General features: G+C 36.7%; 24 protein-coding genes and 1 pseudogene. 22 read left to right on the top strand and 3 right to left on the bottom strand.

Features of this window, described 5'->3' with window-relative positions:
• The first annotated feature begins 12 nt into the window (after positions 1–12).
• Positions 13–570, top strand: a complete 558-nt coding sequence (gene efp, locus QUF93_RS22180; protein WP_098089359.1) for an elongation factor P — start codon at positions 13–15, stop codon at positions 568–570.
• A gap of 35 nt (positions 571–605) precedes the next feature.
• On the opposite strand, the gene QUF93_RS22175 is transcribed toward efp, so the two are convergent.
• Together QUF93_RS22175 and QUF93_RS22170 are read right to left on the bottom strand one after the other, a co-directional pair.
• Positions 606–926 (bottom strand): hypothetical protein, encoded by a 321-nt coding sequence (locus QUF93_RS22175; RefSeq protein WP_002122452.1) that lies wholly within the window; start codon positions 924–926, stop codon positions 606–608.
• On the bottom strand, positions 907–1,485 hold the full coding sequence (locus tag QUF93_RS22170) for a GNAT family N-acetyltransferase (protein WP_289360207.1): 579 nt from the start codon (positions 1,483–1,485) through the stop codon (positions 907–909). Before QUF93_RS22170 ends, QUF93_RS22175 begins: the two co-directional genes overlap by 20 nt.
• 190 nt (positions 1,486–1,675) lie before the next feature.
• On the opposite strand from QUF93_RS22170, the gene QUF93_RS22165 reads away from it, so the two are divergent.
• The 9 genes and pseudogenes from QUF93_RS22165 to QUF93_RS22125 all read left to right on the top strand — a co-directional run bounded on the left by QUF93_RS22165 (position 1,676) and on the right by QUF93_RS22125 (position 7,196).
• Positions 1,676–1,957, top strand: coding sequence for a YqhV family protein (locus QUF93_RS22165; protein WP_000816054.1), 282 nt, complete (start codon positions 1,676–1,678; stop codon positions 1,955–1,957).
• A gap of 27 nt (positions 1,958–1,984) precedes the next feature.
• Positions 1,985–2,911 carry a stage III sporulation protein AA gene (gene spoIIIAA, locus QUF93_RS22160; RefSeq protein WP_289360206.1) on the top strand — a complete coding sequence of 309 codons (927 nt, stop codon included), beginning with the start codon at positions 1,985–1,987 and terminating at the stop codon, positions 2,909–2,911.
• Positions 2,905–3,420, top strand: a complete 516-nt coding sequence (gene spoIIIAB, locus QUF93_RS22155) for a stage III sporulation protein SpoIIIAB (RefSeq protein ID WP_144504915.1) — start codon at positions 2,905–2,907, stop codon at positions 3,418–3,420. Before spoIIIAA ends, spoIIIAB begins: the two co-directional genes overlap by 7 nt.
• 14 nt (positions 3,421–3,434) lie before the next feature.
• On the top strand, positions 3,435–3,638 hold the full coding sequence (spoIIIAC, locus tag QUF93_RS22150) for a stage III sporulation protein AC (RefSeq protein WP_000020914.1): 204 nt from the start codon (positions 3,435–3,437) through the stop codon (positions 3,636–3,638).
• 23 nt (positions 3,639–3,661) lie between these two features.
• Positions 3,662–4,045 (top strand): stage III sporulation protein AD, encoded by a 384-nt coding sequence (spoIIIAD, locus tag QUF93_RS22145; RefSeq protein WP_079999168.1) that lies wholly within the window; start codon positions 3,662–3,664, stop codon positions 4,043–4,045.
• A 10-nt stretch (positions 4,046–4,055) separates the two neighbouring features.
• Positions 4,056–5,228 carry a stage III sporulation protein AE gene (gene spoIIIAE, locus QUF93_RS22140; RefSeq protein ID WP_289360205.1) on the top strand — a complete coding sequence of 391 codons (1,173 nt, stop codon included), beginning with the start codon at positions 4,056–4,058 and terminating at the stop codon, positions 5,226–5,228.
• Positions 5,229–5,240: 12 nt separating this feature from the next.
• Positions 5,241–5,872 (top strand): annotated as a pseudogene (gene spoIIIAF, locus QUF93_RS22135) (stage III sporulation protein AF).
• Positions 5,862–6,524: a stage III sporulation protein AG gene (gene spoIIIAG / locus QUF93_RS22130; RefSeq protein WP_289360204.1), complete on the top strand. Its 663-nt coding sequence runs from the start codon at positions 5,862–5,864 to the stop codon at positions 6,522–6,524. Before spoIIIAF ends, spoIIIAG begins: the two are co-directional and overlap by 11 nt.
• A 15-nt stretch (positions 6,525–6,539) precedes the next feature.
• The gene (locus tag QUF93_RS22125) at positions 6,540–7,196 is read left to right on the top strand and encodes a SpoIIIAH-like family protein (protein ID WP_289360203.1); all 657 of its coding nucleotides are present in this window, start codon (positions 6,540–6,542) and stop codon (positions 7,194–7,196) included.
• A gap of 64 nt (positions 7,197–7,260) precedes the next feature.
• On the opposite strand, the gene QUF93_RS22120 is transcribed toward QUF93_RS22125, so the two are convergent.
• Positions 7,261–7,458: a DNA recombination protein RecO gene (locus tag QUF93_RS22120; protein ID WP_080018468.1), complete on the bottom strand. Its 198-nt coding sequence runs from the start codon at positions 7,456–7,458 to the stop codon at positions 7,261–7,263.
• A gap of 470 nt (positions 7,459–7,928) precedes the next feature.
• On the opposite strand from QUF93_RS22120, the gene accB reads away from it, so the two are divergent.
• From accB to recN, 12 genes are all read left to right on the top strand, one after another.
• Positions 7,929–8,417, top strand: coding sequence for an acetyl-CoA carboxylase biotin carboxyl carrier protein (accB, locus tag QUF93_RS22115; protein ID WP_289360202.1), 489 nt, complete (start codon positions 7,929–7,931; stop codon positions 8,415–8,417).
• A 16-nt stretch (positions 8,418–8,433) separates the two neighbouring features.
• Positions 8,434–9,786 (top strand): acetyl-CoA carboxylase biotin carboxylase subunit, encoded by a 1,353-nt coding sequence (gene accC, locus QUF93_RS22110; RefSeq protein ID WP_002122429.1) that lies wholly within the window; start codon positions 8,434–8,436, stop codon positions 9,784–9,786.
• Between the two features lie 22 nt (positions 9,787–9,808).
• On the top strand, positions 9,809–10,201 hold the full coding sequence (locus QUF93_RS22105) for an Asp23/Gls24 family envelope stress response protein (protein ID WP_000807630.1): 393 nt from the start codon (positions 9,809–9,811) through the stop codon (positions 10,199–10,201).
• Positions 10,202–10,548: 347 nt separating this feature from the next.
• Positions 10,549–10,941, top strand: coding sequence for a N utilization substance protein NusB (nusB, locus tag QUF93_RS22100; RefSeq protein WP_002122428.1), 393 nt, complete (start codon positions 10,549–10,551; stop codon positions 10,939–10,941).
• 23 nt (positions 10,942–10,964) lie between these two features.
• Positions 10,965–11,825 carry a bifunctional methylenetetrahydrofolate dehydrogenase/methenyltetrahydrofolate cyclohydrolase FolD gene (gene folD / locus QUF93_RS22095; protein ID WP_289360201.1) on the top strand — a complete coding sequence of 287 codons (861 nt, stop codon included), beginning with the start codon at positions 10,965–10,967 and terminating at the stop codon, positions 11,823–11,825.
• A gap of 26 nt (positions 11,826–11,851) precedes the next feature.
• Positions 11,852–13,210 (top strand): exodeoxyribonuclease VII large subunit, encoded by a 1,359-nt coding sequence (gene xseA / locus QUF93_RS22090; RefSeq protein WP_002122424.1) that lies wholly within the window; start codon positions 11,852–11,854, stop codon positions 13,208–13,210.
• A complete protein-coding gene (xseB, locus tag QUF93_RS22085; RefSeq protein ID WP_000428422.1) occupies positions 13,200–13,430 on the top strand; it encodes an exodeoxyribonuclease VII small subunit in 231 nt (76 codons plus the stop codon). Before xseA ends, xseB begins: the two co-directional genes overlap by 11 nt.
• Positions 13,430–14,323: a polyprenyl synthetase family protein gene (locus tag QUF93_RS22080; protein ID WP_289360200.1), complete on the top strand. Its 894-nt coding sequence runs from the start codon at positions 13,430–13,432 to the stop codon at positions 14,321–14,323. The genes xseB and QUF93_RS22080 overlap by 1 nt, the downstream gene beginning before the upstream one ends.
• A 309-nt stretch (positions 14,324–14,632) precedes the next feature.
• Positions 14,633–16,525 carry a 1-deoxy-D-xylulose-5-phosphate synthase gene (dxs, locus tag QUF93_RS22075; protein ID WP_289360199.1) on the top strand — a complete coding sequence of 631 codons (1,893 nt, stop codon included), beginning with the start codon at positions 14,633–14,635 and terminating at the stop codon, positions 16,523–16,525.
• A 3-nt stretch (positions 16,526–16,528) separates the two neighbouring features.
• On the top strand, positions 16,529–17,368 hold the full coding sequence (locus QUF93_RS22070) for a TlyA family RNA methyltransferase (RefSeq protein WP_002122416.1): 840 nt from the start codon (positions 16,529–16,531) through the stop codon (positions 17,366–17,368).
• Between the two features lie 143 nt (positions 17,369–17,511).
• Positions 17,512–17,961: an arginine repressor ArgR gene (gene argR, locus QUF93_RS22065; protein WP_002122414.1), complete on the top strand. Its 450-nt coding sequence runs from the start codon at positions 17,512–17,514 to the stop codon at positions 17,959–17,961.
• 270 nt (positions 17,962–18,231) lie between these two features.
• A complete protein-coding gene (gene recN / locus QUF93_RS22060) occupies positions 18,232–19,971 on the top strand; it encodes a DNA repair protein RecN (protein WP_289360198.1) in 1,740 nt (579 codons plus the stop codon).
• The last annotated feature ends 56 nt before the right edge of the window (positions 19,972–20,027 follow it).

The raw sequence follows: 20,027 nt of genomic DNA, 5'->3' as shown, positions 1-20,027 counted from the left end.
GGATTTTTTTACATGATTTCAGTAAACGATTTTCGTACAGGTTTAACAATCTCAGTGGACAATGCCCTTTGGCAAGTAATGGATTTCCAACACGTAAAGCCAGGTAAAGGTGCTGCATTCGTTCGCTCTAAACTACGTAACCTTCGCACAGGATCTGTTCAAGAGAAAACATTCCGTGCAGGTGAAAAAGTAGAAAAAGCACACATCGAAAACCGTCGTATGCAATACTTATACGCGAGTGGTGAGTCTCACGTATTTATGGATAACGGAACTTATGAGCAAATCGAACTTGGCGAAAACCAAATCGAGCGCGAACTTAAATTCCTAAAAGAAAACATGGAAGTATCTATTATGACATATCAAGATGAAGTACTTGGTGTTGAACTTCCGAACACAGTTGAATTAAAAGTTTCAGAAACAGAGCCTGGTATTAAAGGTGACACAGCTTCTAACGTAACAAAACCAGCTACATTAGAAACTGGTCTTGTTGTACAAGTACCAATCTTCATTAACGAAGGCGAAATACTTATCATCAACACTGGTGAAGGTAAATACGTTTCTCGCGCATAGTAGAAAAGCACTCGTGATTATCACGAGTGCTTTTTTTATAGGAAGTAGGGAAGATAGTAAATTGCGGTTATAACAAAACTAACTAAGACAAGTGAAAGAGTACCCGTGATATATGGAGTGAAAACGATTTGAAATGGTTTTATTTCACCAGTCTCAACGCCAGTTAATGTCTTACTTACTGCGTGATCTGTAATATTGTTTCTATGGTTACTCATAATAATTAACCACGTAATTGCAAATATTGCTAAGCTGCCAAGGAAAAAACTCTCCATAAATGGCCAACCAACCATTTTTGAAAAAAGATAAATAATAGCTAATTCTACTACAATCGTAATACTAATTTTCAATGCTTTCATATTTTCCCCCCTCATTTTGTACATTTAGCCAATTTAAAAAATTCTTGCGTGATATGACATGTAGTGCGCAAGGTGACTTTACTTCTTTCTCTAGTGCAGCATGCTCTTCTGGAAATTCGTTTTCTACATGCAATGAAATGTAAGGGAGTTTCGCTTGTGCTTTTAACGAACGAATGTTAGTCGTTTTAGCACCAGCGAATACGTATGTAAGTTGTAAGTCTAAAAAAGCGATTTTAAAAATTTCTTTTTTAGCAGCCTCGTTATAACCTTTTCCCCAATACGGATAACCAAGCCAACTACCGATATGAGATTGCTTCTTCTCGTAATTAATATGTTTAAGTGTGGTGAGACCAATTATTTCATTCTCTTCATTTACAATCACTCTCGATAAAGACTTCTTTTGGCGCTCTTCTTCTATTGCAAAAAGAAGAAATGCCTTCGTGTCTTCGACTTTTTCTACCTGTATTCCTAATGCATTTTTTACGTGTGGTTCACTTGATAGCTCAAAAATCACATTTGCATAGCGTAAATCAAGTGGTAATAAAGTAACGTGCCGCATCGTTTATACCCCTTTTAAATTAAATATACCATAATACACCATAAAAAATAAGAATATTCAGATTTAAATAAAGACGTTAGAGAAAAATTATGTTTTTACTTCTGAAATAGACAACCTCTGCATATGGTTGTACAAATATATTCTTTTTGAGCATACGGCACTAGTAACCGTTATGGGAGAAGGTGGGAGAATGAAACAGTGGCTAGCGGCAATGGAAACATCCGTGCTTGTTATGGGGTTACTTCGGTTGTTTTCAGGTAGCGCGGAAATATTCGCCGCTTTGCTTATGCTTTACGTGAATGATGCGAAAAAAGCATTGTTTATAAATGGTATGTTGGCGTTTGTTGGACCGACCGTATTAATTTTAACAATGACAATTGGCATAGCGAGTGTAGCAAGTGAAATTTCTTTCCTGAAACTCTTTTTTCTAGCGCTTGGAATTGGCTGCATTTTTATCGCGTTGTTGAAATAGTAAGCCAGGTATAGTGGGGAGAAGCTTATGAAAGAAGTATTAGAGGTATTACCGAAAACGATGAAACAGTTAGTTGAAGGTTGTAAGCAATACGATGCTCTAGAAGAAATTCGCGTTCGAATTGGAAGGCCACTAGAGTGTATCGCGCATGGAGAAGTGTTTTTTTATGACTATATTGCTACAGCGGAAGATGCACTCTACTTATTGAATAAATTAAGTCAATTTTCGATTTATACGATGGAAGAGGAATTGAAACGTGGATATGTGACACTACGAGGAGGACATAGAATTGGCCTAGCCGGAAAAGTCATTACAGAAAAAAGTGCGGTGAAAATGATTCGGGATGTCTCTTCTTTTAATATCCGTATTGCCCGTCAAAAAATAGGGATTGCTGAGCCGCTTCTGCCATATCTTTATGGATCACGATGGTTAAACACGATGGTAATTGGCCCACCGCAAACGGGGAAAACAACACTTTTAAGAGATGTAGCACGCTGTATGAGTCAAGGTGTGAGTGCTTCAAAAATTCCTTCATGTAAAGTGGGAATTGTGGATGAACGATCAGAAATCGCGGGCTGTGTGAAAGGGATCCCGCAATATGACTTTGGCACGCGAGTAGATGTATTAGATGCTTGTCCAAAAGCTGAAGGAATGATGATGATGATTCGTTCTATGAGTCCAGACATATTAATCGTAGATGAAATTGGACGTAAAGAAGATAGTGAAGCGATTATGGAGGCGGTGCATGCTGGCGTTCAGCTTTTTATAAGTGCACACGGATTTTCTTATGATGATGTTGTGAAACGTCCATCGCTGCAGGCGGTGCTGGAACTTGGTGTATTTGATAGGTTTGTAGAATTATCAAAAGCGAGAGGGCCAGGAACAGTTATGCAAGTGAAAGATAGAGATGGAAAACCAGTATTACCCCATAGAAAGGCTCAAGGCGTATGGTGAAAATATTTGGTGCGGTATTAATAGTTGCTGTTAGCACGTTTTTCGGATTTTCATACGCTAAAAGGTACAGTGAGAGACCGCGGCAACTTAGGTTATTGAAGGCAGCATTGCAATCATTAGAAGCTGAAATTATGTATGGACACACGCCGTTATCTGAGGCTGCAGAGCGTTTAGTCAAACAAATGCCAAAGCCATTAAATTGGATATTTCAAAGCTTTTCAAAACGGCTAGAGAGCGGGGAGCAAACAGTTAGAGAAGCTTGGATTGATAGTTTGAAGGAGAACTGGACGTTAACGGCGTTTAAACAAACCGAGTATGAAATACTGCAACAATTTGGTGAAACACTTGGACAACATGATCGTGAATCACAGCAAAAACATATTCGCTTATGTATTACACATTTGGAGAGAGAAGAAGGAGAAGCGAAAGCATTACAACTACAATATGAAAAAATGATAAAGAGTTTAGGGGTACTAGCAGGGCTACTTATCGTAATTTTACTGCTATAGGGGGGAGAAAGGCGATGTCCATTGATGTTGGATTAATATTTCAAATCGCCGGAATCGGCATTGTTTTAGCTTTCATTCATACCGTACTAAAAGAATTAAAGCGTGAGGATATTGCAAATTGGGTTATCCTTGTCGGTTTCGTTGTTATTTTATTTCATGTTGCATTTTTAATTAATACTCTGTTCGACAAGATTAAAAGTGTCTTTCTCTTCCAATAAAGGAGGCGGTTCGAATCGAAATTATACAAATTGTCGGATTAGGCCTCGTTGCTACATTTTTAGCCGCTGTTTTGAACCAGCATAAATCTAGTATTACATCGTTATTTATTGTGTTCATTGGTAGCATGATGTTTCTTCTGTTAATTGATCAAATCCACTCTATTTTACAAATGATTGAGAGAGTGGCGAGTGAAGCGAAAGTTAGTAACGTATATGTAGAAACGTTATTGAAAATTATTGGGATTGCTTATATCGCTGAGTTTGGAGCGCAAATAACAAAAGATGCTGGTCAAAGCGCAATCGCTTCGAAAATTGAATTAGCTGGGAAAATCTTAATTCTCGTTATGGCGATTCCTATTTTGACGGTTGTAATTGAAACCATTCTCGGATTTTTACCTACGGGATAAGGGGGAGTGCATGTTGAGGAAGTTCGGAGCTAAGCTGCTGTTTGCTTGCTTCCTTTTCTTTTCTTTACCGATTGTTGTACAAGCTTCTCCTATAGAAACAAACGTCATGGATCAACAATTGGATAAGCTCGGAATTGAAGATGTGAAGCAATTTTGGGACGGGCTTGTTACAAAATATGGGGGTTATTTACCAGAGAGTCAAAAAGGAAGCTTTATGGAGTTTGTAAAGGGAGAGAAAGAATTCTCCATAAAAGAGTGGATGCTAGGGTTATTAAAATATTTATTTCACGAGCTCGTTGCAAATGGAAAATTACTTGGAACGCTCATTATGCTCACAATTTTTAGTGCATTGTTACAATCACTGCAATCTGCTTTTTCAAAGAGTAGCGTAAGTAAAATTGCTGATGCAGTCGTATACATGGTACTTATTATTTTCGCCTTAAATAGTTTTTATGTTGTTATGACATATGCAAGAGAGACGATACAAACAATGGTAGATTTCATACTAGCATTATTACCAATTTTACTTGCACTCATAGCGACTGGTGGCGGTGTCGTGTCTGTAGCATTTTTCCATCCAATCATCATTTTCTTAATGAATACGAGTGGGCTTCTTATGAATTATATCGTTCTACCACTTTTATTACTTGCAACTATATTAAGTATTGTAAGTACGATGAGTGATCAATATAAAGTTACGAAATTGTCCAAGCTTTTGCAAAACGTTAGTGTAGGGATTATTGGTATCTTTTTGACGATTTTTTTAGGCGTATTATCTGTACAGGGAACAGCATCAGCCGTTGCTGATGGTATAGCTGTGAAAACGGCTAAATTTGTAACAGGAAACTTCATTCCTGTAGTAGGAAGGATGTTTACTGAGGCGGCGGATACTGTTATTAGTGCATCTGGCTTATTAAAAAACACGGTCGGAATTATTGGGCTTGTTATTTTATGCTTAATTGTCGCTTTCCCGGCGATTCAAATTTTTTGTATCGCGTTTATTTATAAATTCGCAGCAGCAGTATTGCAACCAGTTGGCGGAGGAGCAATTATTCAATGTTTAGATATCATTGGACGGAGCATCATTTACGTATTTGCTTGCTTAGCTATCGTATCATTTATGTTCTTTTTAAGTATCACAATTATTATTGCTGCCGGGAACATTACTCTCATGATGCGGTAGGAGGTGAAGGGTGTGCAATTTGTTACAGAGTGGATTAGAAATATTATCGTTTTTTTACTCTTAGCGACAATGCTTCATCTTATTCTTCCAAATTCAAATTTGCAAAAGTACGTTAAATTCGTTGTAAGTCTATTGTTAGTCGTATTAATTTTAACGCCTCTATTTAAGTTGTTACAAACAGATGTAAATGAAGTTATTGCAAATTTCAATGAAGAAAAGTACGTAGCAGAAGGATCTGTAAAAAATTCGATAGATTCGAAGAAAAAAGAAATACAAGCTCTAACACGTGCATATAGTTTAGAAGAGATGGCTACCAAAATGAAAAAAGAAGTAGGAAAAGAGTTTGAGAAAAAGTATGGTATGACAGTCTCTGAAATACAAATAGTCGCAGCGGAAAGTGCAGAAGAAGTAAAATCAGCGAAAGATATTCAATCTGTTGTTGTGACGCTGAAAGAAACAGAACGTAGTAAAAATGACGCAATCGAAACAGTAAAGCCAATTGAAATTAACACGAAAGAGCCTCCAAAAAAAATAAAAGAAACGAATGTAGAAATGAAAGATTTCTTTTCAAGCAGGTGGCAACTAGAGGGTAAACAAATCCAAGTTCAAATGGAAGGGGGACAGGTAGAGTAAATGGACAATAAAGATAAAAATTCGAAGTTCTCATTTTTTCGAAACTTATTGAATGGGGATGAAAAAGAAAGCAATGAGAAGGGGAAAAAGGTAACACCTAAGTTTTTACTTGTCCTACTCATACTTGGGATTTTGCTTATGTTTTCTAGTAATTTCTTTGCGGGTAAAAAAGAAGAAGTACCTGTATTTAAAGAACAAAAAACTCAAAATCAAGAAAAAGACGTACCAACTTTCGGGCAAAAAAGTAACGATAGTATGTCAAATGTAGAAAAATATGAAAAAGCGTATGAACAAGAATTGAAAGCTTCTTTAGAAGAGATAGCCGGAGTAAAAGACGTAACTATTAAAGTGAACTTAGATTCATCTGAAGAAAAAATACTCGAGAAAAATACGATAACACGTTCACAAACGACAGGTGAAACTGATAAAGCAGGCGGTAAAAGGGAAGTAGAAGACGAGTCTCTTGATGAAAAGACCGTCATTATACGTGAAGGTGATAAAGAAACTCCAATTGTTTTGCGAACAGAGAAACCGAAAGTACGAGGTGTTCTTGTCGTAGCAAAGGGAGTGGATAATATACAAATAAAAGCAATGGTAAAAGAAGCTGTGATAAGGCTACTAGATGTACCAGCTCATCGCGTTTCAGTATCACCGAAAAAATGATAGGGAGGAAATAAAGTGTTAAAAAAACAAACGGTTTGGCTATTAACGATGTTAAGTTTAGTGGTTGTACTATCTGTTTATTACGTAACAACTCCTGACAAAATGAATACAGCAGCACCAACAACAGGTGAAAAAATTGGGCAAGAAAAGCAAGGTACTGACAACGCAGTTACAAAAGAAACAACGAAAGAAACTACAAATAAAGAGACAACAAAAGAAAGTACAAGCAAGGAAACTACAAATAAAGAAACAGACAAAAAAGAAAATGATAAAAAAGAAACAAGTAAAAAAGAGGCTAGCGTATCAGTTCAATCAAGTGATGAGAATTTCACAGCGTTACGTATGCAAATGGAAGATCAGCGTAGTGTAGAGAAAGAAAAGTTGCAAAATGTAATGAAGTCATCAAAATCTTCAGCAGAAGAAAAGAGTAAAGCGAAAGATAATCTTGATGCAATCACTACAATGGAAACGAAGCAACAATTACTTGAAACAGTGATTAAATCTCAAGGTGGATATAAAGATGCTCTTGTAAGAGCTGATGGAACGGACATTAAAGTAACAGTTAAATCGGCAAAGCATTCACAAAAAGAAGCGAATAAAATTATTCAGCTCGTAAGAAGTGAAGGTGGCTCTAAAGATGTAGGTGTGAAATTTGATCCATCAGTAAAATAAAGGGGCATATTAATTATAATAGGTGTTTTTACTTCAAGTTAGATAAAAGAATAATAGAAAAAAGCTATCGTTTTCGATAGCTTTTTTCTATTTCATCTTTGCAGTTGTATTTAGTATTTTCAAATGGAAACGGGGAAATACGCTGTGAGTAAAAGATTAATGGTTCGTGATGATGGTGATTACTTTTTCCGGATTTGACGTGGATGAAGAGGACAAATGCCCAAATCACTACGGCAGGCAAGAACAGGATGAGCCATATCATATGTCCGCACCTCACTACAATAAATTTTCTACACTTTGAACATACTATTCTTTTATGAAGGAAGAATGAACGGCGCGTAAACAAAAAAATAATATTTGGTAAAAATATGTTTTCTCACTGTAGATAAAATGAAGAATGCTGAGGGGATTACGCTTTTACACTGTACAGTTTTGAAAAAGTAAAGAATGTTTTTTAGGGAGTGGTCTTGCCAATTTTGTGTGAAACTTGGTATTATTACTAGGTGATAATTTTTTAGTGGAATAATATTTTTACAGGAATTTCGATTTATAATAAAGAAATATAAATTGGAATGTTTAAAAAATTTATCGTAAGATGGAAATAGTAAATATTTCTATTAGTAAATGAAATGCATTTTCTAATAGAGTACATCGTATTTTTACAGTCAGTCTAGTTTTAGTGACGAGAATCTGTAAAAACGGGACAAACAAGAGTATGGGAGTGGATTTTACATGTTTAAAATTCAAGAAGTTCGTGAATTAATTAAATTAATTGATAGCTCTAATATTGATGAATTTGAATACAAAAAAGACGGTACAACAATCAAAATGAAAAAACGTGGTAATGAAGTTGTTGCGGTGCAAGCACCTGTAGCAAAACAAGTCGTGCAACCAGTAGCACCTGTTGAAGTTGAAACAACGGTAGCGGCAGCGCAAGTAGAAGTGCCAAAACAAGAAGAGAAGAAAGCGGTTCAAAATGAAAACCTACATAAAATCACATCACCGATGGTAGGGACATTTTATTCCTCTTCTTCGCCTGATACACCTCAATATGTAAGTGTTGGGGACAGAGTATCGAAAGATTCTATTGTATGTATTGTTGAAGCTATGAAATTATTTAACGAAATTGACGCAGATGTAGAGGGCGAAATTGTTGAAATTCTTGTTAATAACGGACAGCTCGTTGAGTATGGACAACCGCTATTTCTTGTAAAAGCGTAATAAGGGAGTCTTTGTGATGATAAAAAAAGTATTAATAGCCAATCGTGGGGAAATTGCTGTACGAATCATTCGTGCTTGTAAAGAAATGGATATTGAAACAGTTGCAATTTATTCAGAAGCAGACAAAGAGTCACTTCATGTGCAAATTGCAGATGAAGCGTATTGTGTTGGACCAACGATTTCAAAAGAAAGCTATTTAAATTTGACGAACATTATTAGTGTTGCGAAATTAACAGGTTGTGATGCAATTCATCCGGGATATGGATTTTTAGCAGAGAATGCAGATTTTGCAGAATTATGCCGTGAGTGTAACTTGATTTTTATCGGTCCAAGTCCAGAAGCTATTTCAAAGATGGGCACAAAAGACGTTGCACGTGATACAATGAAAGAAGCAGGGGTTCCGATTGTACCAGGTTCACAAGGGATTATTAAAAATACCGAAGAAGCGATCGAGCTTGCTAATCAAATTGGATATCCAGTTATTATTAAAGCGACTGCAGGTGGCGGTGGAAAAGGTATTCGTGTTGCGCGCCATGAAGAAGAGCTTGTAAAAGGAATTCAAATTACACAGCAAGAAGCCAGTACCGCTTTTGGGAACCCTGGTGTATACTTGGAGAAGTACGTTGAAGATTTCCGCCATGTTGAGATTCAAATAATGGCAGATACACATGGAAATGCCATTCATTTAGGAGAGCGTGATTGTACAATTCAGCGCCGCCTGCAAAAACTATTAGAAGAAAGTCCATCACCTGCACTTGATGAGAATATTCGCAAGCAAATGGGTGACGCAGCAGTTAAAGCGGCGGTAGCGGTTGATTATACAGGTGCTGGTACGGTTGAGTTTATTTATGAATATAAAACGAAAAGCTTTTATTTCATGGAGATGAATACGAGAATCCAAGTTGAACATCCAGTTACTGAAATGGTAACAGGGATGGATTTAATTAAAGAACAAATTCTTGTTGCTTCTGGAGAAAAGTTATCGTTACAGCAAGAAGAAGTACAATTTAATGGTTGGGCAATGGAATGTCGAATTAATGCGGAAAACCCTGCCAAAAAATTTATGCCATCTCCAGGTAAAGTAGAAATGTACTTACCGCCAGGCGGATTTGGTATTCGCGTCGATTCAGCTGTATATCCGGGATATTCAATACCACCTTTCTATGATTCGATGGTTGCTAAATTAATTGTTCACGGAAAAACACGTGAAGAGGCAATTGCAAAAATGAAGCGAGCGCTCAGTGAGTTTGTCATTGAAGGCGTACATACAACAATCCCGTTCCATTTGCAATTGCTAGATCATCCTGATTTTGTAAAAGGTGAGTTTAACACGAAATTTTTGGAAGAGCATGAACTTGTGACGCAGTGATACATTAAAGGAGGTTTTTTTCATGGCTGAACATATGTTAGATATGGGTCAAGATACAACTCTTGGAAAAGTAGAAATTGCACCAGAAGTAATCGAAGTAATTGCAGGTATTGCAGCTGCTGAAGTAGAAGGTGTAGCGGCAATGCGTGGTAATTTTGCTACAGATGTTGTTGAGAAGTTAGGTAAAAAAAATCATGGTAAAGGTGTAAAGGTTGAATTAGCAAACGAAGATATTATTGTTGACCTTTATGTTGTGATGTATTTTGGTGTAGCAATTCCGGTTGTTGCACAAAAAATTCAAGACAATATTCGCCAAGCACTCTTTACAATGACAGGACTTGAGCCAAAAGAAGTGAATGTTCACATCGTTGGCGTAACATTCGAAACACAAAAAACAGAAATCGAACCAGTGTAAGAGTGAAAAAGGTGCCTAGTAAAATAGGCATCTTTTTTATCGTGTCATTTCTTCACAAATTAAAACCCTCTAATTATTATACTATTTCAAAAAATAAGAAATATAAAAGGGAATGTTTCATTTTTCCAAAAAACGTACATTGTGATAAGATATGGAACTTGAAGTTAATCTTTTTATTATTTTTCAGCCTTGTACCCCGTGTGTGAAACGATAAATTGTGTTATTATCATTGTATTATAAGGTTGGAAAATCAATGAAAACTGCAAGAGTAAGTGAATTGACGGCTTATAAATTATAATAATATAACAAAGCATAAGGAAAGACTTGAAGTATAAAGGAGAGTTACAATGAAACGTAGGACGGCTAGAGAAAGAGCAATGCAAGCATTATATCAAATGGATATTACAGGAGAATTAGAACCGAAGGTAGCGGTGGAAAATACGCTAGATGAAGGTGAAGAAACAAATGAGTTTCTAGAATCACTTGTTGTAGGATTTGTAGACAACAAAGAAGCGATTGATGAAGCAATTCGTCAAAACTTAAAAAAGTGGAAGCTTGAGCGTATTAGTATTGTTGATCGCAGTATTTTACGTGTAGCTGTGTGTGAGATGAAATACATGGAAGAGATTCCGCACAATGTAACAATTAACGAAGCAATTGAAATCGCAAAAACATTTGGGGATGAGGAATCTCGTCGTTTTATTAACGGCGTTTTATCTAATATAAAAGATACACTGTAATTTCTTTAAGGGGGAAACTTAAAATGGTAGCAGTAATCATCAAAGGAAATGAAGTTGCGGAGAAAAAACGAGCACAATTAAAAGAAGAAGTTGTGAAGTTAAAAGAGCAAGGGATTGTACCAGGATTAGCAGTTATTTTAGTTGGAGAAGATCCAGCATCTCGTTCTTATGTAAAAGGAAAAGAAAAAGGCTGTGAGCAAGTAGGAATATATTCAGAGCTAATTGAACTTCCTAAAACGATTACTGAGGAGCGTTTGCTTGCTGAAATCGATCGCTTAAATGGAGACGACCGCATTAATGGCATATTGGTACAATTACCTTTACCAAAACATATTGAAGAAAAAGCTATCATTGAAAGAATTTCACCGGAAAAGGATGTAGATGGATTTCACCCAATCAGCGTAGGACGTATGATGACGGGGCAAGACACATTCCTTCCATGTACACCGCATGGCATTTTAGAATTAGTAAAAGAAACGAATCTTGATATTTCTGGAAAACATGTTGTTGTAATTGGAAGAAGTAATATTGTTGGTAAACCAGTGGGGCAACTGTTTTTAAATGAAAATGCAACTGTCACATATTGTCATTCTAAGACGCAAAATATAAAAGAATTATCGAAGTTAGCTGATATTTTAATCGTAGCCGTTGGACGACCGAAAATAGTAACAGCTGACTATATTAAAGAAGGTGCGGTTGTAATTGATGTTGGTGTTAACCGTTTAGAAACAGGCAAACTTTGTGGTGATGTTGATTTTGACAATGTATTAGACGTTGCAGGTTACATTACGCCTGTGCCAAAAGGAGTCGGCCCAATGACTATTACAATGCTTCTTCACAACACTGTGGAGTCTGCAAAGCGTGCAGGTGTTGTTTGTCAATAATTTGAATCGGCTATGAGGAGAGAGCAATGGAGAAACAATATTTAACCGTTACAGCATTAACACGCTATATTAAAACAAAAATAGAGTATGATCCGCATTTACAGTCTGTTTGGTTAAAAGGAGAAATTTCCAACTTTAAATATCATAGTCGTGGTCATATGTATTTTACATTGAAAGATGAAAATGCAAGAATTGCAGCGGTTATGTTTGCGGGTCATAATCGTAACATTAAATTCAGACCGGAAAATGGAATGAAAGTACTTGTAAAAGGAAAGATTTCTGTTTACGAGGCGAGTGGTTCTTATCAAATTTATATTCAAGACATGCAGCCTGATGGAATTGGAAACTTGCATTTAGCTTATGAGCAATTAAAAGTTCGTTTAGAGGAAGAGGGTTTGTTTTCTCAAGTTTATAAAAAAATAATTCCTCCGTATGCTAAAACAATAGGTGTAATTACGTCGCCAACAGGAGCAGCAATTCGCGATATTATAACAACAATTAAACGTCGTTATCCAATTGGAAATGTTATTGTGTTTCCTGTACTTGTACAAGGGGAGTCAGCAGCTCCCTCGATTGTACAAGCAATTCGTACAGCGAATGAAATGGGAGATATTGATGTTTTAATTGTTGGACGTGGTGGAGGCTCTATTGAAGAATTATGGGCCTTTAATGAGGAAGTAGTTGCAAGAGCAATTTTTACAAGTGAGATTCCGATTATTTCGGCTGTAGGCCATGAAACAGATTTTACAATTGCAGATTTTGTCGCAGATTTACGTGCACCAACACCGACTGCAGCAGCTGAGCTGGCGGTCCCTAATACTATAGAGTTACAAGAAAAGGTATTACAAAGAACTCTGAGATTGCAAAGAGCAATGAGAGAGAGAGTACATAAAAAAGAAGAAAAACTGCAAGTGTTACAAAAATCTTATGCGTTCCGTTATCCAAGGCAAGTGTACGAGCAAAAAGAAGAGCAGTTAGACAGGGCTCTTGAACAACTTGTTTTAGCGAAAGAGCGTTATATAGATAAAAAAGTAAATCAATTAAAGCAACTTTCATTTTATTTAGAAAAGCACCACCCATCTCAAAAAATTATACAAACGAAAACGGCAATTGAAACGTTGCAAAAGCAGTTGCAACGTGAAATGCAAACATTACTTCAAACGAAAGAGTTCGTATTTGTGAGAGCGGCTCAAAAGCTTGAGGTATTAAGCCCGCTTAAAGTAATGATGAGAGGGTATGGGCTTGTATACGATGAAGAGAAACAAGTATTAAAAAGCGTGAAAGATGTTAGCCTTGGAGATGCTGTTTCGGTTCAATTACAAGATGGAATACTAGATTGTAGCGTATCAAGCATAGAGGAGCGTGAATTGAATAATGGAAAATAAGTTAAGCTTTGAAGAAGCAATTTCGCAGCTTGAGCATCTCGTTTCTAAGCTTGAACAAGGTGATGTACCTTTAGAGGAAGCGATTTCTTATTTTAAAGAAGGCATGGAATTATCTAAGCTTTGTGATGAAAAATTGAAAGATGTACAAGAACAAATGGCAGTTATCCTTGGGGAAGATGGAGAGCTTAAACCGTTTACTGCTTTAGGAGATGAAGCATAGTGACACATATAGCTTTTGATGCTTTTTTGAAAGAGAGTAAAACTTTCGTAGAAGAAAAGCTTGTAAGCTATGCAAATGAATTACAATGTCCAAATGTGCTTCGTGAAGCGATGGCATATTCTTTGGAAGCGGGTGGGAAACGTCTCCGCCCGTTACTTTTATTTGCAACGTTACAAGCGTTTGGGAAAGAAAGAAATCTTGGAGTGGGTGCAGCTTGTGCCCTTGAAATGATTCATACATATTCATTAATTCATGATGATTTACCTTGTATGGATGATGATGATCTAAGACGAGGAAAGCCTACAAATCATAAAGTATTTGGTGAAGCAATGGCAGTTTTAGCAGGAGATGGTTTGTTGACGTATGCTTTTCAAGTTATTATGGCATATGAGCAAAAAGAAATCTCTGCTGAAAAAAAAGTAAGACTTGTATTTGAGCTTGCGAAAGCAGCAGGACCTGAAGGAATGGTTGCTGGACAAGTGGCAGATATGGAAGCTGAAGGAAAACGACTTACAATTAATGAATTAGAGTACATCCATAGGCATAAGACAGGTAAACTGCTTGAGTTTGCTGTACTTGCAGGAGCGATAATTTCTGATGCTACAGAAGAGCAAGAAGAGAAGTTACTTGCATTTGCGAAATATATCGGTCTAGCTTTCCAAATTAGAGATGATATTTTGGATGTAGAAGGAATAGAAGAAGAGATTGGAAAACCGATTGGCAGTGATGCTTCCAACGAAAAGAGCACATATACGACGTTATTTACTGTAGATAGAGCAAAATCTATTTTAGAGGAGACAATTGCAAAAGCAAAAGATTCTATTAGCTCCTTACAATTACAAGATGAATATTTACTAGCTATTTGTGATTTAATCGCAAAACGTAATAACTAATATAACAGCGTTTTCATTTGTTGAGTCATTCAGCATTTTATGATATAAATGTAGGAAAAGGTTTTTCTTTTCTTGTTATTGGCAAAAATATATGTAGATTACATTGCCGTTATCACTTCGTGTTAGCGGCTATTTTTTTCATCGTGCAAAGAAATTCGATTTGTAATATGATAAGTAAAGAAAAATGGAAGTGTTTTCCGAAATCAGGACAAGATAAAAGAATAGAAAAGAGAATTTCTTGTACTATGTAAATGTTTCTTATAATATTTGACATGTTGACAGATTATGAAATGAAAGTGAGTGATCCATGTGGATCTAACGCAAATTCAAAACCCTAGTTTTTTGAAAGATATGTCTATCAGTGAACTAGAGGGATTGAGTGAGGATATTCGTAAGTTTTTAATTGAAGAGCTCTCTCAAACAGGTGGACATATTGCACCTAATTTAGGTGTAGTAGAACTCACAATTGCTCTGCATAAATTATTTGATAGTCCGAAAGATAAATTCTTATGGGATGTAGGACATCAATCCTATGTACATAAAATTTTAACAGGGCGTGCGAAAGAGTTTGGCACATTAAGACAATATCAAGGTCTATGTGGTTTCCCGAAACGCTGCGAGAGTGAGCATGATGTTTGGGAAACTGGTCATAGCTCGACGTCACTATCTGCTGCGATGGGAATGGCGCTTGCACGTGATTTAAAGAAAACGGAAGACTATGTTATACCAATCATTGGAGATGGTGCTTTAACAGGCGGAATGGCTTTAGAGGCATTGAACCATATTGGGCATGAAAAAACAGACATGATTGTCATTTTGAATGACAATGAAATGTCAATCGCACCGAACGTCGGTGCACTTCATAATGTACTTGGTCGTTTACGTACCGCAGGGAAATATCATTGGGTGAAAGATGAACTAGAGTATATATTGAAGAAAATCCCAGCAGTCGGTGGGAAAGTGGCTGCGACAGCAGAGAAAATAAAAGATAGTCTGAAATATTTACTAGTATCAGGCGTCTTTTTTGAAGAATTAGGCTTTACATATTTAGGTCCGGTCGATGGGCATGATTATGAAAAGTTATTCGAAACGTTGCAATATGCAAAGAAAACAAAAGGCCCAGTACTTGTTCATGTTATTACGAAAAAAGGAAAAGGTTATAAACCAGCTGAGAGTGACGTTATTGGAACTTGGCATGGAACAGGACCGTATAAAATTGAGTCAGGCGACTTCGTTAAACCGAAGGAAGTTGCACCAGCATGGAGTGCTGTTGTTAGTGAAACAGTGCTTAAGCTAGCGAGAACGGATGAACGTATCGTTGCAATTACGCCTGCAATGCCTGTTGGATCGAAACTTGAGAAATTCCAAAAAGAATTTCCGGATCGTATGATCGATGTAGGTATTGCAGAGCAGCATGCTACAACAATGGCAGCTGGTATGGCAACGCAAGGAATGAAGCCATTCTTAGCAATTTATTCAACGTTTTTACAAAGAGCATATGACCAAGTTGTTCATGATATTTGTCGTCAAAATTTAAATGTTTTCATTGGAATAGATCGTTCTGGATTAGTTGGAGCAGACGGTGAAACGCATCAAGGTGTATTTGACATCTCGTTTTTACGTCATTTGCCGAATATGGTGATTATGATGCCGAAAGATGAAAATGAAGGACAACATTTAGTATATACAGCGATGCAATACGAAGATGGACCGATTGCTTTACGTTATGCACGCGGCAATGGACTTGGCGTTCAAATGGATGAAGAATTAAAGGCGATTCCAATTGGTACATGGGAAACGTTAAAAGAAGGCACACAAGCAGCAATTTTAACGTTTGGTACGACAATCCCGATGGCAATGGAGGCAGCTGATCGACTTGAACAAGCTGGAGTATCAGTGAAAGTAGTGAATGCTCGCTTTATTAAGCCGATGGACGAAGCATATTTACATGAGCTTTTAGGAAAAAATATACCGATTTTAACGATTGAAGAGGCTTGTTTAATCGGTGGCTTTGGAACTGGAGTAGTTGAATTTGCTTCTGAGAACGGATACCATAGTGCTTTAATTGAACGAATGGGTATTCCTGATCGCTTCATAGAGCATGGTAGTGTAACAAAACTGTTAGAAGAAATTGGTTTAACGACAGATGCTGTTGTAGACCGTATTCATACAATGATTCCATCAAAACAAAAAAGGGCGTAACAAATGAGCGTAAAAAAAGAAAGAGTAGATGTACTATTAGTAGAGCGAGGACTTATAGAAACACGTGAGAAGGCTAAACGTGCTGTTATGGCAGGTCTTGTATATGCGAATGAAATGAGACTCGATAAGCCAGGGGAGAAAATCTCGCAAGATACGGAGATTACGGTGAAAGGGCAAGTTATGCCGTATGTAAGCCGTGGTGGTTATAAGCTTGAAAAGGCATTAGAAACATTTCAACTTGATTTACAAGATAAAGTTATGATAGATATTGGTTCATCAACTGGTGGTTTTACAGACTGTGCGCTTCAAAATGGGGCGAAGTTATCTTATGCATTAGATGTAGGATATAATCAACTTGCGTGGAAATTGCGTCAAGATGAGCGTGTTGTTGTGATGGAACGAACGAACTTCCGTTACGTGACACCGGCAGATTTAGAGCGTGGTTTACCGCAGTTTGCAAGTATTGATGTTTCATTTATATCATTAAGGCTTATATTGCCGGTTTTAAAAACCATGCTTACGCCAAATGGTGATGTTGCTGCATTAATTAAACCTCAGTTTGAAGCTGGACGAGAACAAGTCGGGAAAAAAGGCATTGTTCGTGATAGAAAAGTGCATGAAGCTGTCGTGGAAATGATTGTCGATTTTGCTCTTAAGGAAGGCTATGATGTCGAAGGTTTAACATTCTCACCAATTACAGGCGGGGATGGAAATATTGAATTTTTAATTCATTTAAAGTGGCACGGTGAGCGTGAGAATGGCGAAAATCATTCTCCGGTTTCTATTGAGCAAGTTGTTACAGAAGCACATGATGTTCTAAAACAAAAAGGAAAAGGGGAATAACATATGTTGTTCCTCTTTTTGGTGTAATCGTATAATGATTGTAAAAAACAATTGTGTACAAGTAACGGATTATACGTTAACATAAATAAGTGAAGTATACCAATGTTTAAACTATGGTAAGAGATAGTGTGAGGTGCAAATGTATGAATAAAGGTCAGCGCCATATTAAAATCAGGGAAATTATTGCGAATAAAGAAATTGAAACACAAGATGAACTAGTTGATATTTTACGTAATGTGGGGTTTAATGTAACGCAAGCAACAGTATCGCGCGATATTAAAGAACTGCACTTAGTGAAGGTGCCGTTAAATGATGGTCGCTATAAATATAGCTTGCCAGCAGATCAACGATTTAACCCGTTGCAAAAATTAAAACGAAATCTAGTGGATTCATTTGTAAAATTAGACACGGCAGGACATATGCTTGTGCTAAAAACATTGCCTGGTAACGCTCATTCACTTGGGGCACTTATTGATCATTTAGAGTGGGATGAGATTATCGGAACCATTTGTGGTGATGATACTTGCTTAATTATTTGCCGTACACCTGAAGATACAGGTGTTGTCTCTGATCGTTTCTTAAATATGCTGTAAAAGAAAAATCTTGTTTGCTTTCCTCTGTAAAGTGGAAAGTAAACAAGATATTTTTATTGGCTAAAAATATGAATTTGTAACTGTAATATAATATTTTGTTTGAATAAAGTTAGAAAATAGGTGGATTGACCCGTAAAACGAATGTTTGGTACAATGGAGCGGGTTAGAAGAGTAATTTGTACATACAAACATATAGTATAACTATTTGAATGAAGAATACTGAGAAAAGCCCTTAATAGGGGATTAGTTTATAACGAGGTGAATGGGGCATTGTTATCGGAATTATCGATCAGAAACTTTGCTATTATTGAGGCATTAAATATTTCTTTTCAAAAAGGTTTAACCGTTTTAAGTGGTGAAACAGGAGCTGGGAAATCCATTATTATTGATGCGATTAGTTTGCTTGTTGGTGGCCGTGGTTCAGCAGAATTTGTTCGATATGGAACAGAAAAGGCTGAGATAGAAGGATTATTCTATGTAGAAGATGACAAGCATCCATGTATTGAAAAGGCAGAAGAGTTAGATATAGAAATAGAAGATGGCATGATTATTTTGAAGCGTGACATCGCTGCGAATGGAAAAAGTGTCTGTCGTGTAAATGGGAAACTTGTTACACTCAGCATATTAAAAGAGATTGGAAAAACGCTAGTTGATATTCATGGACAGCATGAAACACAAGATTTAATGAACGAAGAGCGTCATATGTTTATGCTTGATCATTTTGATGGAGATCGGATTGTTAAACAATTGGACATATATCAAAATGTATATACAGACTATGAGAAGTTAAAAAAACAGCTGAAATCTTTAAGTGAAAATGAACAACAAATGGCCCATCGTCTAGATTTAATTCAATTCCAACATGAAGAAATTCGTAAGGCGGATTTAAAAATGGATGAAGAATATGAATTGACAGAGGAACGATTAAAAATCTCCAATTTTGAAAAGATTTATAAAGCATTAGGAGATGCGTATCGTTCGTTAAGTGGGGACGGGCAGGGATTAGATCACGTAAGAAATGCAATGGGACAAATGGAGAGTATTACGCACTTAGATGAAGCGTATCAAGAAAATCATGATTCAATTGCAAATAGTTATTACTTATTAGAAGAAGTTGCATACCAGCTTAGAGAAAAGTTAGATATGATGGAATATGATCCGAAACGTCTAGATGAAATTGAAACACGTTTGAATGAAATCCGTATGTTAAAGAGAAAGTATGGAAATACTGTAGAAGAGATTTTAGCGTATGCTGATAAAATTGAACAAGAGATTTTTACGATTGAAAATAAAGACGTACATATTGAAACGACGAAAAAGAAATTAAAAGAACTAGAAGGCGTGATTTTGAAAGAAGCAACGTTGTTAAGTGATATGCGCCATGGGCTTGCGGATCATCTTACAAGTGCTATTCATCAAGAATTAAAAGAACTATATATGGAAAAAACGAAATTTGAAGTAAGAATTACGAAGCGGGAAGGAAGTATAGAAGATCCGCTTGTAGAAGGAACACCGGTAAAACTTACGGCGGATGGCTACGATCATGTGGAGTTTTATATTTCAACGAACCCAGGTGAACCGTTAAAGCAACTTTCAAAGGTCGCTTCTGGCGGAGAGTTATCTCGTATTATTTTAGCTTTAAAAAGTATTTTTTCTAAGCATCAAGGTGTTGCATCTGTTATTTTTGATGAGGTGGACACGGGTGTGAGTGGTCGGGTTGCACAGGCTATTGCAGAAAAAATTTATCGTGTATCAGTGAACTCGCAAGTACTTTGTATTACGCACTTACCTCAAGTGGCTTCAATGGCGGACTCGCATTTATTTATTAGAAAACAAGTGGCGAATGATCGGACGATTACATCGGTTGCTGTGTTAAGTACGGATGAAAAAGTAACAGAAATTGCTCGAATGATTTCTGGTGTTGAAATTACAGATTTAACGACAGAGCATGCGAAAGAGTTACTTACGCAAGCGCATCATTTCAAACAGACAGCAGAAGCTATCCAGTAATGGATAGCTTTTTTTCTCAAATTATGATTTCTTAATTCTTCCGGTTATAAATAAAG

The organism is Bacillus hominis (assembly GCF_030348325.1).
Classification (GTDB): domain Bacteria; phylum Bacillota; class Bacilli; order Bacillales; family Bacillaceae_G; genus Bacillus_A; species Bacillus_A hominis.
This window is presented reverse-complemented; position numbering and strand designations above follow the sequence as displayed.

Bases quoted from the DNA above. Each gene is read 5' to 3' on its own strand.
- efp (WP_098089359.1), top strand. From the start codon at position 13: ATGATTTCAGTAAACGATTTTCGTACAGGTTTAACAATCTCAGTGGAC.
- QUF93_RS22175 (WP_002122452.1), bottom strand. From the start codon at position 926: ATGAAAGCATTGAAAATTAGTATTACGATTGTAGTAGAATTAGCTATT.
- QUF93_RS22170 (WP_289360207.1), bottom strand. From the start codon at position 1,485: ATGCGGCACGTTACTTTATTACCACTTGATTTACGCTATGCAAATGTG.
- QUF93_RS22165 (WP_000816054.1), top strand. From the start codon at position 1,676: ATGAAACAGTGGCTAGCGGCAATGGAAACATCCGTGCTTGTTATGGGG.
- spoIIIAA (WP_289360206.1), top strand. From the start codon at position 1,985: ATGAAAGAAGTATTAGAGGTATTACCGAAAACGATGAAACAGTTAGTT.
- spoIIIAB (WP_144504915.1), top strand. From the start codon at position 2,905: ATGGTGAAAATATTTGGTGCGGTATTAATAGTTGCTGTTAGCACGTTT.
- spoIIIAC (WP_000020914.1), top strand. From the start codon at position 3,435: ATGTCCATTGATGTTGGATTAATATTTCAAATCGCCGGAATCGGCATT.
- spoIIIAE (WP_289360205.1), top strand. From the start codon at position 4,056: ATGTTGAGGAAGTTCGGAGCTAAGCTGCTGTTTGCTTGCTTCCTTTTC.
- spoIIIAG (WP_289360204.1), top strand. From the start codon at position 5,862: ATGGACAATAAAGATAAAAATTCGAAGTTCTCATTTTTTCGAAACTTA.
- QUF93_RS22120 (WP_080018468.1), bottom strand. From the start codon at position 7,458: ATGATATGGCTCATCCTGTTCTTGCCTGCCGTAGTGATTTGGGCATTT.
- accB (WP_289360202.1), top strand. From the start codon at position 7,929: ATGTTTAAAATTCAAGAAGTTCGTGAATTAATTAAATTAATTGATAGC.
- accC (WP_002122429.1), top strand. From the start codon at position 8,434: ATGATAAAAAAAGTATTAATAGCCAATCGTGGGGAAATTGCTGTACGA.
- QUF93_RS22105 (WP_000807630.1), top strand. From the start codon at position 9,809: ATGGCTGAACATATGTTAGATATGGGTCAAGATACAACTCTTGGAAAA.
- nusB (WP_002122428.1), top strand. From the start codon at position 10,549: ATGAAACGTAGGACGGCTAGAGAAAGAGCAATGCAAGCATTATATCAA.
- folD (WP_289360201.1), top strand. From the start codon at position 10,965: ATGGTAGCAGTAATCATCAAAGGAAATGAAGTTGCGGAGAAAAAACGA.
- xseA (WP_002122424.1), top strand. From the start codon at position 11,852: ATGGAGAAACAATATTTAACCGTTACAGCATTAACACGCTATATTAAA.
- xseB (WP_000428422.1), top strand. From the start codon at position 13,200: ATGGAAAATAAGTTAAGCTTTGAAGAAGCAATTTCGCAGCTTGAGCAT.
- QUF93_RS22070 (WP_002122416.1), top strand. From the start codon at position 16,529: ATGAGCGTAAAAAAAGAAAGAGTAGATGTACTATTAGTAGAGCGAGGA.
- argR (WP_002122414.1), top strand. From the start codon at position 17,512: ATGAATAAAGGTCAGCGCCATATTAAAATCAGGGAAATTATTGCGAAT.